This window comes from Luteimonas sp. MC1828, assembly GCF_016461615.1.
Lineage (GTDB): Bacteria > Pseudomonadota > Gammaproteobacteria > Xanthomonadales > Xanthomonadaceae > Luteimonas.
The window spans coordinates 421,654-433,723 of record NZ_JAEMNY010000002.1 but is presented as its reverse complement, the minus strand read 5'-3'; the positions used below and the strand labels follow the sequence as shown (position 1 = coordinate 433,723).

Genomic DNA, 12,070 nt, shown 5'->3' with positions numbered 1-12,070 from the left:
TCAAGGGCATTGGCACCCGGCACGGCGGCGCAAGCACTTGCCGCAGCGCGCAACGGCCGCAATCCGGCCACCGGGTATCATGGCCGGCCCGTTGTTGACCGAGCACGTGACCGCATGAGCGTCGCCGCGACCTTCGAAATCGAATACCTCCAGTACCTGGGGCCAGACGGCACCCTGGTGGCCGAACTGCCGCCCGAAGCCCCGTCGGCCGCCGACCTGGTGCCCCTCTTCAAGCAGATGCTGCTGGTGCGCACCTTCGACACCAAGGCCATCGCGCTGCAGCGCACCGGCAAGCTCGGCACCTATGCCGCCTGCCTCGGCCACGAGGCCACGCACGTCGGCATTGGCGCGGCGATGCGCCCCGAGGACGTGTTCGCCCCCAGCTACCGCGAGTACGGCGCGCAGTTCATGCGCGGCGTGCAGCCGCGCGACGTGCTGATGTACTGGGGCGGCGACGAACGCGGCAACGATTTCGCCGGCCCGAAGCACGACTTCCCCTGGTGCGTGCCGATCGCCACCCAGTGCCTGCACGCCGCCGGCGCCGCGCTGGCGTTCAAGCTGCGCGGCGAAGACCGCGTGGCCGTGACCTGCTGCGGTGACGGCGGCTCGTCCAAGACCGACACCTATGCCGCGATCAACTCGGCCGGCGCCTACGCGCTGCCGTTCATCCAGTGCATCATCAACAACGGCTGGGCGATCTCGGTGCCGCGCTCCGCGCAGACCGGCGCGGAGACCCTGGCCCAGAAGGGCCTCGCCGGTGGCCTGCACTGCCTGCAGGTGGACGGCAACGACCTGTTCGCCGTACTCGAGGGCATGCGCCGCGCCATGGAGCGCGCGCGCTCGGGCAAGGGCGGCAGCGTCATCGAGTTCATGACCTACCGCCTGCACGACCACACCACCGCCGACGACGCGCGCCGCTACCGCGGCGAGCAGGAGGTCAAGGACGGCTGGACCCGCGAGCCCATGACCCGCCTGCGCACCTGGCTCACCGCCCAGGGCGCGTGGGACGAGGCGCAGGAAAAGACCTGGCTCGAGGAATGCGGCCGCGTGATCGACGTGGAGATCAACGCCTATCTGGAGAGCAAGGTGCAGCCCGTGGAAGCGATGTTCGACTACCTCTACGCCGATCCGCCGCAGGACCTGCTGGACCAGCGTGCCGATGCGATCGCCCTGGAGAAGCGCGCATGAGCGCCGTGGCCAAGGACGCGGCACCGGCCGCCATCACCCTGATCGAGGCGATCACCCAAGCGCTGGCGTACGAGATGCGCCAGGACGAGTCCGTGGTGGTGCTGGGCGAGGACGTCGGCGTCAACGGCGGCGTGTTCCGCGCCACCGCCGGCCTGCAGGCCGAGTTCGGCGACAAGCGCGTGATCGACACCCCGCTCGACGAGACCACCATCGCCGGACTCACCGTCGGCATGGCCGCGCAGGGCATGAAGCCGGTGGCCGAAGCGCAGTTCGACGGCTTCGTGTACCCGATGGTCGACCACATCATCTGCCACGCCGCGCGCTTCCGGTACCGCACACGCGGCCGCCTGACCTGTCCGATGGTGCTGCGCGTGCCGTGGGGCGGCGGCATCCGCGCGCCCGAGCACCACAGCGAGGCCAACGAATCCATCTTCACCAACGTGCCGGGCCTGCGCGTGGTGCTGCCGTCGTCGCCGGCGCGCGCCTACGGCCTGCTGCTGGCCGCGATCCGCGAACCGGATCCGGTGATCTTCATGGAGCCCAAGCGCATCTACCGCCAGTACAAGGAAGTGGTGCCGGATGACGGCGAAGCGCTGCCGCTGGACGTGTGCTTCGTGCTGCGCGACGGCACCGACGTGACCCTGGTGACCTGGGGCGCGCAGGTGAAGGAAACGCTCGAGGCCGCCGAGGCGCTGGCGAAGGACGGCATCAGCGCCGAGGTGATCGACGTCGCCACGCTCAAGCCGCTCGACTTCGCGACCATCGCCGAGTCGGTGGCCAAGACCGGCCGCTGCGTGATCGTGCACGAGGCTCCGAAGACCGCGGGCTTCGGCGCCGAGATCGCCGCGCGCCTGGCCGAGGAGTCGATGTTCGACCTGCTCGCGCCGGTCCAGCGCGTCACCGGCTACGACACGCACATCCCGCTGTTCCGCCTGGAAATGAAGTACCTGCCGAGCGTCGAGAAGATCGTGACCGCCGCCAAGCGGGCGCTTGCCGCGGGCTGACCCGCCGGGCGCGACTGCACCACGCACATTGCACGCCGCGCGCGAACGCGCGGCACATGGAAAGACGAGGATCACATGGCTGACAAGAAGACCTTCCACCTCCCCGACCTCGGCGAGGGCCTGCCGGACGCCACCATCGTCGAGTGGTTCGTCAAGGAAGGCGACACCATCCGCCTGGACGAGGCCCTGGTGTCGATGGAGACCGCCAAGGCGGTCGTCGAAGTGCCGTCGCCGGTCTCCGGCAAGGTGCTCAGGCTCGCCGGCGCCGCCGGCGACATCGTGGTGACCGGCAGCATGCTGGCCGAATTCGAGGTCGACCCCAGCCTTCCGCAGCGCGCCGAGGGCCAGGACACCGGCCACCACCACGGCGGTGGCGGGCACGGCGTGGGCAGCGAGGATCCGGCGCCCGACCACAAGGTCGTCGCCTCCGATGACGGCGGTGCGATCAGCGCCGGCGAAGAAGCGCCCAAGAGCACGTCAGGCAGCGAGCGCAGCGACAGCGGCACCGTCGTCGGCGCCATGCAATCGTCCGATGCGGTGCGCAGCGAGCAGGCGCTCGCCGTCGGCGGCGTGCGTGCGATGCCCGCGGTGCGCGCGCAGGCGCGCAAGCTCAAGGTGGACATCACCCGCGTGCGCGGCACCGGCGCCGACGGCACGGTGACGATGGCCGACGTCAAGAACGCCGCCGCCAACGGCTCGGCGGCGATCGGCGCCGCGCCGGCAGCCGCCCCCGCCGTGGCACGGAGCGCGCCGCCGGCGCCTGCCGCAACCTCCCGCGACGCGGCGCAGCGCACCCAGCTCTCCGCCAGCGGCAAGCCGATGCGCACCCAGCCGCCCGGCGTCACCGCCAGCGGCCAGCCGGAACAGCTCAAGGGCGTGCGCCGCAACATGGCGCGCGTCATGGCCGATGCCCACAGCAAGGTCGTCCCGACCACGTTGGTCGACGATGCCGACCTGCACGGTTGGGTGGGCAAGCAGGACATCACCGCGCGCCTCATCCGCGCGATCTGCGTGGCGGCCAGGGCGGTGCCCGCGCTCAACGCGTGGTTCGACGGCGACAGCCTGACGCGCACCCTGCACCCGCAGGTCGACATCGGCATCGCGGTGGACACCGAGGAGGGCCTGTTCGTGCCCGCCCTGCGCAACGCCGACGTGCTCGATGCCGGTGCCGTGCGCTCCTCCATCCAGCGCCTGCGCCAGCAGGTCGAGGACCGCAGCATCCCGGCCAGCGAGCTGTCGGGCTACACCATCAGCCTGTCGAACTTCGGCATGTTCGCCGGCCGCTACGCCACCCCGGTGGTGGTGCCGCCGTGCGTGGCGATTGTCGGCGCGGGCAAGCTGAGCCAGGACGTGGTTGCGGTGATCGGCGGCATCGAAGTGCACCGCCGGATGCCGATCTCGCTGACGTTCGACCATCGCGCCGCGACCGGTGGCGAAGCCGCGCGCTTCCTCAAGGCGATGCTCGACGACCTGGCGCTCGCCAGCTGAGGCCTGCCGGCGGCACTTGCCGCCGCCATGCGCGGCCCGGAAGATCGGTTGTCCCGATCGAGGGCCGCGCCATGGCACACCGCAGCCGCCTCTCCACCTTCGTCCTTGATTGCCGGGTCGACGACCTGGCGCCGCACGTCGCGTTCTGGAGCGCGGCGCTGGGCAAGCCGGTGGCCAGCGCCGACGAGGACGGCGACGGCAAGTACGCAAGGCTTGCGACCGCGGCCGACGAGCCCGTCCTGCTGCTGCAGAAGGTCGACCACGACAGCCGCATCCATCTCGACATCGAGGCCGACGACGTCGACGCCGAAGCCGCGCGCCTCGAAGGACTCGGCGCGCGTCGCATCGAAAAGCGCCATACGTGGTGGGTGATGGAAGCGCCGAGCGGGCACCGCTTCTGCGTGGTCCGCCCGCAGCGCACGCCGTTCGGCCCGCACCTCAACACCTGGGAATAGGCGCGCGGCGCCGCGCGCCTCAGACCGCCTGCGGCGCCTGCCTGCGCTCGCGCTCCAGCCACACCGCAAGGCCCTGCGCGTTGAGCTCGATATCCATCTCCAGCAGCGCGGGCACTTGCACCTCCGCATCGGCGACGCCGTGGCGTCGCGCGCGCTCCATGTAAAGCGCGGTCAGCTCGCGCTTCAACACGTCATGGCGGTCCGGCGCGTCGTCCAGCGCGCGCGCGATCGCCACCATCGCATCGACCTGCTCGATGAGCCCGGCGCCGACACGCGTTACGTCCGCAACCCGGCCGTAATGGGTGGCGAAGCACGCCTCGGGTGACTCCGCGAGCATGCGCTGCACCGACGCCTTCATCTGCGCGGGATCGAACTGCACCGGCGAGGTGGTCGGGATCGCGAACGGACGGCCGTCGACGTCGAACTCGCGGTATGAAATGCCGAAGATGTCGCCGCTGAACCAGCTGCGCGTGCGCGCGTCCCACACCGACAGGTGGTGCAGCGCATGGCCCGGCGTGTGCGCGAGCAGCAGCGGCCGGCCGGCCAGATCGATCACCTCGCCATCGGCGGCTTCGACCACGCGCGCCGCGGGCGCCGGCACCAGCCCGCCATAGGCAAGGTCGAACAAGTCGTCGCCATAGACCTGGCGCGCGCTGGCGATCAGTCTGGCCGGATCGACCATGTGCGGCGCGCCGCGCGGGTGCACCACCAGCCGTGCACTGGGCAGCTCGCGCAGCAGCGCGCCGGCACCGCCGGCATGGTCGAGGTGCACGTGGGTGACGATGAGATGGTCGACCGCGTCCCGCGCGACGCCGGCAGCGTCGAGCGCCGCCAGCATGCGCGGCACGCTGTGCAGGGTGCCGCAGTCGATCAGCGCCGCGCGCCCGCTTTCGACCAGCAGGTAGGCCGCGCAGAAGTCCGGCCGCTCGCCGAAGCCGGTGTCGATGATGGTGACCATGCATCTAGCCTCCGCGTGCGGTCCGACGCCTGCCGAACAGCCGCATGCGCACGAAGAACGCGACCGTCATCACCGCCAGGAACACGCCGTAGCCCACCGCGGTGGCGAGGATCTGGTGCCACATGCGGCCATGGCTGCTGTCGGCGGTGGCATGCGCCCAGTACAGGCTGGCGACGAACGCCGCGACCGCGAGCAGCAGCGACGCGATGTCGAACAGCCGCCGGCCGACACCGCGCGGCTGCCGCGGATACACCCAGAACAGCACCGCGAGGATCAGGAACCACGGCAGGAACAGGATCAGCGCCAGGTTCATTTCCACCAGTGCGGTCATGCCGCATCTTCCGCGAAGCGCGCGAGCGCGGCACGCAGCGCGTCGCCATCGACATCGGTGCCGAGCATGCCCACGTCGACCTCGCCCAGGCGCACGCGGCCGCCATCGGCCACCAGCAGGACGCCATCGCCGGACTTGAGGCGCGCGACCAGCTGGCCGGCGTCGCGCGGCGAAGCGAAGCCGTCACCCTGCAGCAACAGCCGCTCGCCATCGACCAGCTTGAAGTGGAAGCGTCCGTCGGCCTCGCGGTACTGCTTGAACACCGGGGGCGCCGCGGCGGCAACCGCCGCATGCTCCGCGGTGGTGTGGAGCGCGGACAGGTCACGCAGCCCGACCGCATGCCGCAGGCGCGCGACGAACGGCGCCGCGTGCCGCTCACGCAGGCGCGCGGCACCCGCGCGCAGCGTGCGCTCGATGGCCGCCGGGTCCGCCATCAGCGCTTCATAGCGCGTGCGCAGCGGTGCGATCTCGGCATCGATGCGTTCGAACAGGCGCTCCTTGGCCTCGCCCCAGGCGATGCCGTCGGCGAAGGCCTGGCGCATGGCCGCGGTCTCCGCGTCGCTGGCGAACGCCTGGTAGAGCTGGAACAGGGCCGAGCCCCCGGTGTCCTTGGCTTCGCCGGGCGCGCGCGAATCGGTGACGATCGAAAAGATCAGCTTGCGCAGCTCGGCTCGCGGGGCGAACAGCGGGATGGTGTTGTCGTAGCTCTTGGACATCTTGCGGCCGTCGAGGCCTGGCAAGGTGGCCACCTGCTCCTCCACCACGGCTTCCGGCAGCACGAAATACGGCTCGGCGCCCGGCGTGGCGTACAGGTGGTTGAAGCGCTGGCCGAAGTCGCGCGCCATTTCGATGTGCTGCACCTGGTCGCGCCCCACCGGCACCTTGTGCGCGTTGAAGATCAGGATGTCGGCGGCCATCAGCACCGGGTACATGAACAGCCCGGCATTGATGCCGGCATCGTCGTCGGCGCCGTCCTCGCGGTTGCGGTCCACGGCGGCCTTGTAGGCGTGCGCGCGGTTCAGCAGCCCCTTGCCCGCGACGCAGGTCAGGAGCCAGGTCAGTTCGGTGGTCTCCGGCACGTCGGACTGGCGGTAGAACCAGACCCGGTCTGGCTCCAGGCCACAGGCCAGCCAGCTGGCGGCGATCTCCAGCGTCGAGCGCTGTACGCGCAGCGGATCCTGCGTGCTGATCAGCGCGTGGTAGTCCGCAAGGAAGAAGAAGCTCTCCACGCCGGGCGCGCCACTGGCGGCGACGGCCGGGCGGATGGCGCCGACATAATTGCCGAGGTGCGGCACGCCGGTGGGCTTGATGCCAGTAAGGACGCGGAGGCTCATTCAACGGCCAGGCTGGGAACGGTCCGCCATTTTAGCCCGCGATGCGGCGCGTGCCCCGCCGCACGAAGAAACGGGCCGGCGATTGCCGGCCCGTCGGTCCAGGTCGCGCCCCGCGCATCAGTGGCGAGGCACCGCGGCTGGATCAGTGCAGCGACTTCTCGAAGTCACGGACTTCGCGCTCGGCACGCTCCTGCTCCCAGCCGTACTGCTCCTGCAGCTTGCCGGCCAGGTACTTGCTGTCGCCCTTGGCCACGTCGAATACGTCGTCGGTCAGGTCGCCCCACTTGGCCTGCGCCTGTCCCTTCAGCTGCGTCCACTTGCCGGCGATGATGTCCTTGTTCATGCGATACACCTTCTGTTGCATGGGGGAATGCGATCGCCGCACCGCGGCGGATCACGCAAGCATCCTGCCGCATCGCGCGTCCCCGTCCGGTCAAGGTTTCGTTGCGCGCTCTTTCACACCGATGAAGGGTTCAGGCCGCAGGCCGCGACGCGACGTGCGCGCAACAAAAAGGCCGGCACATGGCCGGCCTTTTCGCACCCCGGAACAGCGGGTCGGGCAAACTCAGCGCGGGTCGGTGGCGCCGGTGTCCTCGGCGGCATCCTCGACCTTCTCGCCGACCTTCTGCACGTCCTTGCCGGCACCCTTGACGGTGTTGCAGGCAGACAGGAAACCAACCGAGAACATGGCGAGCAGCATCAGGGCGAACAAACGCTTCATATGAATCTCCTTCGGGTCGTGGGCCGCGGGAGTGGTCCGCTGGCGCAGGGTGCATGAGACCCCACCGAGGCGTGAAAGGAGCGTGCATTCACCGCCATCGAGGTCGCGCGACGCTGCAGTGGAAGGAATGCATTCAGTTTGCCGATGCGCGCGATCATTCGCGCATCAGGGTGGACTTTCCGAACAGGCTCTCCACCAGGTCCACGGCGAGCTTCGCGGTCCTGTTGCGGATATCGAGCGCGGGGTTCACCTCGACGATATCCAGCGAGCCCAGTCGTCCACTGTCGGCGATCATTTCCATCAGCAACTGCGCCTCGCGGTAGTTCACCCCGCCCGGCACGCGCGTGCCGGTGCCCGGCGCGATCGACGGGTCCAGGACATCGACGTCGAAGCTGACGTGGAGGTGGGTGTCCGCGCCGATGCCGTCGAGGGCCTCCTCGACCACGCGCTTCATGCCGACTTCGTCGATGTAGCGCATGTCGTAGATGTCGAGGCCATGGTCGCGCACCAGCCGCTTCTCGCCGGTGTCGACCGAGCGGATGCCGATCTGGCGCACCTCGCCCGGGCTGATCGCCGGTGCATCGCCGCCGAGCCGGGTCAGGACATCCGGCCCCATGCCGCACAGGCAGGCCACCGGCATGCCGTGCACGTTGCCCGAGGGGGTGATGGCACTGGTGTTGAAGTCGGCGTGGGCGTCGAGCCAGAGCACGCGCAGGTGCTTGCCCTGCTCGCGGCAGTGGCGGGCGACCGCGGTGATCGAGCCGATCGCCAGGCAATGATCGCCACCCAACATCACCGGCATCCGCCCGGCGGCGAGTTCGGCGGCGCTGGCGGCCATCACCGCGCGGTTCCATTCGACCACTTCATCCAGGTGACGGTAGCCCGCGTCCGGCGGCAGCCATGGGTTGCGCGGCCCGGCCAGGTCGCCGCGGTCGACCACGTCGACCCCGCGGGCATGCAAGGCTTCGACCAGCCCCGCGACGCGCAGGGTCTCGGGACCCATCGACGCTCCGCGCGTGCCGGCACCGATGTCGGTGGGCACTCCGAAGATGGAGACGCGCTGCGGTGCGATGGGCATGGACCACTCCAGGACGACGGTTGCCGCCATGATCAGGCAGCGGCCGGGCCGGGTCCACAATCCCGCGACGCGGCGTGTGCGAGTGTCGCGCGGCGTGCGGCCGACGTACCCGGGCCGCGCGCATCCCTCAGGAAAAGGAATACGACATGAATGTCTTTACACCATCGCTCGTTGGCGGCCTGCTGCTCGCGGCCGTGCTCCCGTCCGCCAACGCCGCAATCGAAGACCTGCAGATCCAGAGCAACGCCACCGGGCTCTGCCAGGGCGCGCTGCCGGTGATGGACACCAACCTGCGCAAGCGGCCGCTGGCAATCGTGAACCAGGGCACGTCCGACGCGTATGTGAGCTGTGCCTTCACCACGATCATGGCGCAGTCGGGGGTCGGCACCATTCCGTCCGACGAGGTGGTGCGGTGGTTCGGCATGTTCTTCGGCAGCAGCGTCGCAGCGCCGCAGACGGTGAGCTGCACGGGCGTGATCGGATACGAGGGTTCGCCCGACCTCCAGTACGTGTCGCTCGAGGTCGACGTGTCATCGGAAACCCCCGGCGACAACTACCTGTACTTCTATCCCTCCGACGCGGACCCGGAGCAGCTGGCCTTCCACCAGCTGACGTCGTTGAGCTGCCGGCTGCCGCCCGGCGTGAGCATTGGCGACACATACGTCGGCATCCGGATGGACGACGCCTGAGGATGGTGCCGGCACCCGGGTTCGAACTGGGGACCTACCGCTTACAAGGCGGTTGCTCTACCAACTGAGCTATGCCGGCAACGTGCGACGCCCGCGGGGCGCGCGCGGCATTCTAGCCTGCCGCGCCACCGGCGATGAAAGTGGCGCAATCCAGGTCGGTCACGCGGGCGGCGCCGCCCGCACCGCGCGCGGCCGCGGCGTCGAAGCCTGCACCTGCGGCGACGTCCAGCCAGTGCCGGGTGCTGGTGTCGCCGAGGGGCTGCGCCTGCACCGGGAATCCGGCGCTGCGCAGCGATGCCTCGCGGCGGCGCGCGGCGGATTCGCTGCCGTAGCGGCCCAGGGCGATGGAGTTGGCATCGTCGCCCGCCGGCACCACCAGGAGATCATCGAACCCGGCTTCGCGGATGCGTGCCGCGAGCGCGTCCGCGGCGGCGCGGTCGGCCTGCGGCGGGATGACCACGCGCCAGCCGCGCGGCGATTCGACCACGTCGCGCACCCGCATCCGCTGCGCGCCGAGCGGCTGCAGCGCGGCACGCGCGGCAGCCACCGACCCGGCGTCGATGAAGGGACCGAACGACATGCAGCGCAGCGACGCGGCGGACGCCGGCGCCCGCACCGCGGCGGGCACCGCCGCCACGGCGACGGGCGTACCGCCATCCGCGGCGCCTGCATGGCTGCCGGCTTCGCCATTCGACGCGCCGCCTGCCGACGCGTCGAGGGCGATCACGCCGGCCTCGCGCGCCTGCGCCGCAACCGCGGCGTCGCCGTCGGCGGCCGCGTCATCGGCCACGGGACCCGCGCCCGCCGTGTCCTGCCGGGCATCCACGGCCTCACCGAGCAGTTGCAGCCGCGGCACATCGGCAGGCTGCACCCAGGGTGTCGGCGGCAGCGGCTCGGGACGCAGCAGCCACCACGTCGCGACGCCGAAGTTGAGCATGAGCAGGAGGACGACGAGGGCGCGCGCGGGCATGGCTGGATTCTAGCCTGCGACCGAAGGGCGTCGCGCCAGGCGCGCGAGGCCTTCGATCACCAGCGACGGCGCATGCGTCGCGGCAACGAGGTGCGGCAGCAGCGCCGCGGCGCCACCGCCATGCAGCCAGGCGCGCGGGACTTCGCCGGCCAGCGCCGCGGCTTCGCGCAGGCTGCGTTCCACCAGGCCGAGCGCCGCGCCCAGGCAGCCGGACGCGAGCGCCGCGTCGGTATCGACGCCGAACTCCGCGTAGTCGCCGCCGGCACGCGGCAGGTGCGGCGCACGCGCGTGCAGCGCCTCGCGCATCAGCTCGGGCGACGGCGCGATGCGGCCCCCGCGATGGCGGCCATCGCCATCGACCAGATCCACGGTGAGCGCCGTGCCCACGCCCACCACCAGCGACCAGCCCGGCGCGCGTGCATGCGCGGCCACCATCGCCAGCGCGCGGTCGATGCCGAGCCGCGCGGGCTCCGGATAGGCGATGCGCACCCCGCCCATCTCGCGCTGCACCGTGGCCTGGACCACGCGCAGCGCGCGCGGCGCCAACGTCTGCAGCAGCCGCGCGCGCAGCGCCGGCGGCCCGACACTGGCCACCCAGGCGACATCGATGCGCGGCGGCAGCGCCGCCAGCCAGCCGTCGGCGAACGCCTCGCCGTCGTGGCTCACGGCGATCGTCTCGCCAAGCCCGGCAGCCGACGCCAGTGGCGCGTGCTTGAGCCGGGTATTGCCGAGGTCGAACAGCCAGTCGCTCATGCCGCGGCCATGCGCGCACGCAGGCTGGCTTCGCCGGCGTGGAAACGACGCTCGTCGCCGCCGACCTCCACGCGCAGCGCGCCGTCGTCCGCCAGGCCGAGCGCGCGGCCGCTGTGCACGCCATCGCCCGCATGGATGTCGACCTCGCGGCCGACCAGCGCATCGCAGGCCGCATGGCGCGGAAGGAATGGCGCCAGTCCATCGCGATCGAACAGGTCCAGGGCCGGCAGCAGGTGTGCGAGCAACAAGGCGGCGAACGCATCCCGGGTTGGTGGCGCCGCGTGCGGCAGCGCCGCCAGGTCGCACCAGGGCTGGTCGATCGAAGCCGCGGCGCCGGCTGGCATGCGCAGGTTCAGGCCCAGGCCAACGACCGCGCGCACCGGCCCGGCGTGCTCGCCACCGCCTTCGACCAGCAGGCCGCCAAGCTTGCGCAGCGCAAGCGCGGCTTCGTCCACCACCACCAGGTCGTTGGGCCACTTGAGCCGCACCGTGCGGTAGCCGAGCGCATGCAGCGCCTCGACCGCCGCCACGCCGGCGACCAGGCTCAGGCCGCCGAGCCGCGCCAGGCCGCCGTCGAAGCGGCGCGCCAGCGACAGGTACAGGTTGGCTGCCAGCGGCGACGCCCAGCTGCGACCGCGCCGGCCGCGCCCCCCGGTCTGGCGCTCGGCGAGCAGCACGTCCACGCCGCTGGAGGGCGTGTCGCGGCGCAGCAATTCGGCGTTGGTCGAGTCAATCGACCAGGCCACCTCGAGCCCGGCCACGCCGGCGCGCGCGTTGCCAGGCAGGCGCGCCAGGATCGCCCCGGCATCCAGCAGCTGCAGCGGTGCATCCAGCGTGTAGCCGCGGCCGGGCCGCGCGCTGATCGCAACGCCGGCGGCGCGCAGGGCCTCGATGCGCTTCCACACCGCGGCGCGGGTCTGGCCGCTTTCACGCGCCAGCACGTCGCCAGGCACCGGCCCGTCCTGCAGGCGCAGCAGCAGCGCGCGCTCGGGGCTGGTGTCTTCACATGCGGGGCGGGTCAGGCGGGACACGGTCATGCGTCGATTATGGTGGCCGTGCCGCGTGCTGCAACGCCGGCATGCAACCGTCCTCCGGCCTGGC

The 12,070-nt window shown here is 71.2% G+C and carries 14 protein-coding genes and 1 tRNA gene; 5 read left to right on the top strand and 10 right to left on the bottom strand.

The genetic code is table 11. The features are described 5' to 3' along the window. The first annotated feature begins 114 nt into the window (after positions 1 to 114). The 4 genes from pdhA to JHB91_RS11870 all read left to right on the top strand — a co-directional run bounded on the left by pdhA (position 115) and on the right by JHB91_RS11870 (position 4,135). Positions 115 to 1,188, top strand: coding sequence for a pyruvate dehydrogenase (acetyl-transferring) E1 component subunit alpha (pdhA, locus tag JHB91_RS11885; RefSeq protein ID WP_199373569.1), 1,074 nt, complete (start codon positions 115 to 117; stop codon positions 1,186 to 1,188). Next, positions 1,185 to 2,192 (top strand): alpha-ketoacid dehydrogenase subunit beta, encoded by a 1,008-nt coding sequence (locus JHB91_RS11880; protein ID WP_199473012.1) that lies wholly within the window; start codon positions 1,185 to 1,187, stop codon positions 2,190 to 2,192. Before pdhA ends, JHB91_RS11880 begins: the two co-directional genes overlap by 4 nt. A gap of 75 nt (positions 2,193 to 2,267) precedes the next feature. Further along, positions 2,268 to 3,680, top strand: a complete 1,413-nt coding sequence (locus JHB91_RS11875) for a dihydrolipoamide acetyltransferase family protein (protein ID WP_199373571.1) — start codon at positions 2,268 to 2,270, stop codon at positions 3,678 to 3,680. 71 nt (positions 3,681 to 3,751) lie between these two features. Next, positions 3,752 to 4,135: a VOC family protein gene (locus JHB91_RS11870; RefSeq protein ID WP_199373572.1), complete on the top strand. Its 384-nt coding sequence runs from the start codon at positions 3,752 to 3,754 to the stop codon at positions 4,133 to 4,135. Between the two features lie 19 nt (positions 4,136 to 4,154). On the opposite strand, the gene JHB91_RS11865 is transcribed toward JHB91_RS11870, so the two are convergent. The 6 genes from JHB91_RS11865 to rocF form a co-directional block, all read right to left on the bottom strand. Further along, positions 4,155 to 5,093 carry an MBL fold metallo-hydrolase gene (locus JHB91_RS11865; protein WP_199473011.1) on the bottom strand — a complete coding sequence of 313 codons (939 nt, stop codon included), beginning with the start codon at positions 5,091 to 5,093 and terminating at the stop codon, positions 4,155 to 4,157. A 4-nt stretch (positions 5,094 to 5,097) separates the two neighbouring features. Next, the gene (locus JHB91_RS11860; RefSeq protein WP_199473010.1) at positions 5,098 to 5,424 is read right to left on the bottom strand and encodes a hypothetical protein; all 327 of its coding nucleotides are present in this window, start codon (positions 5,422 to 5,424) and stop codon (positions 5,098 to 5,100) included. Next, positions 5,421 to 6,758, bottom strand: coding sequence for a tryptophan--tRNA ligase (locus JHB91_RS11855; protein ID WP_199473009.1), 1,338 nt, complete (start codon positions 6,756 to 6,758; stop codon positions 5,421 to 5,423). Before JHB91_RS11855 ends, JHB91_RS11860 begins: the two co-directional genes overlap by 4 nt. A gap of 142 nt (positions 6,759 to 6,900) precedes the next feature. Then, the gene (locus tag JHB91_RS11850; protein WP_199373576.1) at positions 6,901 to 7,101 is read right to left on the bottom strand and encodes a CsbD family protein; all 201 of its coding nucleotides are present in this window, start codon (positions 7,099 to 7,101) and stop codon (positions 6,901 to 6,903) included. Positions 7,102 to 7,323: 222 nt separating this feature from the next. Beyond that, positions 7,324 to 7,479, bottom strand: a complete 156-nt coding sequence (locus JHB91_RS11845; protein ID WP_199373577.1) for an entericidin A/B family lipoprotein — start codon at positions 7,477 to 7,479, stop codon at positions 7,324 to 7,326. 154 nt (positions 7,480 to 7,633) lie between these two features. Next, a complete protein-coding gene (gene rocF, locus JHB91_RS11840; protein WP_199373578.1) occupies positions 7,634 to 8,557 on the bottom strand; it encodes an arginase in 924 nt (307 codons plus the stop codon). 146 nt (positions 8,558 to 8,703) lie between these two features. On the opposite strand from rocF, the gene JHB91_RS11835 reads away from it, so the two are divergent. Next, positions 8,704 to 9,246, top strand: a complete 543-nt coding sequence (locus JHB91_RS11835) for a hypothetical protein (protein WP_199473008.1) — start codon at positions 8,704 to 8,706, stop codon at positions 9,244 to 9,246. A gap of 3 nt (positions 9,247 to 9,249) precedes the next feature. On the opposite strand, the gene JHB91_RS11830 is transcribed toward JHB91_RS11835, so the two are convergent. The 4 genes from JHB91_RS11830 to birA all read right to left on the bottom strand — a co-directional run bounded on the left by JHB91_RS11830 (position 9,250) and on the right by birA (position 12,006). Beyond that, positions 9,250 to 9,325: transfer RNA gene (locus tag JHB91_RS11830), tRNA-Thr, on the bottom strand. A gap of 33 nt (positions 9,326 to 9,358) precedes the next feature. Then, complete coding sequence (locus JHB91_RS11825) at positions 9,359 to 10,216, bottom strand: SPOR domain-containing protein (protein WP_199473007.1); 858 nt, start codon at positions 10,214 to 10,216, stop codon at positions 9,359 to 9,361. A gap of 9 nt (positions 10,217 to 10,225) precedes the next feature. Next, on the bottom strand, positions 10,226 to 10,969 hold the full coding sequence (locus JHB91_RS11820) for a type III pantothenate kinase (RefSeq protein ID WP_199473006.1): 744 nt from the start codon (positions 10,967 to 10,969) through the stop codon (positions 10,226 to 10,228). Then, positions 10,966 to 12,006: a bifunctional biotin--[acetyl-CoA-carboxylase] ligase/biotin operon repressor BirA gene (gene birA / locus JHB91_RS11815; RefSeq protein ID WP_199473005.1), complete on the bottom strand. Its 1,041-nt coding sequence runs from the start codon at positions 12,004 to 12,006 to the stop codon at positions 10,966 to 10,968. The genes JHB91_RS11820 and birA overlap by 4 nt, the downstream gene beginning before the upstream one ends. Between the last annotated feature and the right edge of the window lie 64 nt (positions 12,007 to 12,070).

Bases quoted from the DNA above. Each gene is read 5' to 3' on its own strand.
- pdhA (WP_199373569.1), top strand. From the start codon at position 115: ATGAGCGTCGCCGCGACCTTCGAAATCGAATACCTCCAGTACCTGGGG.
- JHB91_RS11880 (WP_199473012.1), top strand. From the start codon at position 1,185: ATGAGCGCCGTGGCCAAGGACGCGGCACCGGCCGCCATCACCCTGATC.
- JHB91_RS11875 (WP_199373571.1), top strand. From the start codon at position 2,268: ATGGCTGACAAGAAGACCTTCCACCTCCCCGACCTCGGCGAGGGCCTG.
- JHB91_RS11870 (WP_199373572.1), top strand. From the start codon at position 3,752: ATGGCACACCGCAGCCGCCTCTCCACCTTCGTCCTTGATTGCCGGGTC.
- JHB91_RS11865 (WP_199473011.1), bottom strand. From the start codon at position 5,093: ATGGTCACCATCATCGACACCGGCTTCGGCGAGCGGCCGGACTTCTGC.
- JHB91_RS11860 (WP_199473010.1), bottom strand. From the start codon at position 5,424: ATGACCGCACTGGTGGAAATGAACCTGGCGCTGATCCTGTTCCTGCCG.
- JHB91_RS11855 (WP_199473009.1), bottom strand. From the start codon at position 6,758: ATGAGCCTCCGCGTCCTTACTGGCATCAAGCCCACCGGCGTGCCGCAC.
- JHB91_RS11850 (WP_199373576.1), bottom strand. From the start codon at position 7,101: ATGAACAAGGACATCATCGCCGGCAAGTGGACGCAGCTGAAGGGACAG.
- JHB91_RS11845 (WP_199373577.1), bottom strand. From the start codon at position 7,479: ATGAAGCGTTTGTTCGCCCTGATGCTGCTCGCCATGTTCTCGGTTGGT.
- rocF (WP_199373578.1), bottom strand. From the start codon at position 8,557: ATGCCCATCGCACCGCAGCGCGTCTCCATCTTCGGAGTGCCCACCGAC.
- JHB91_RS11835 (WP_199473008.1), top strand. From the start codon at position 8,704: ATGAATGTCTTTACACCATCGCTCGTTGGCGGCCTGCTGCTCGCGGCC.
- JHB91_RS11825 (WP_199473007.1), bottom strand. From the start codon at position 10,216: ATGCCCGCGCGCGCCCTCGTCGTCCTCCTGCTCATGCTCAACTTCGGC.
- JHB91_RS11820 (WP_199473006.1), bottom strand. From the start codon at position 10,969: ATGAGCGACTGGCTGTTCGACCTCGGCAATACCCGGCTCAAGCACGCG.
- birA (WP_199473005.1), bottom strand. From the start codon at position 12,006: ATGACCGTGTCCCGCCTGACCCGCCCCGCATGTGAAGACACCAGCCCC.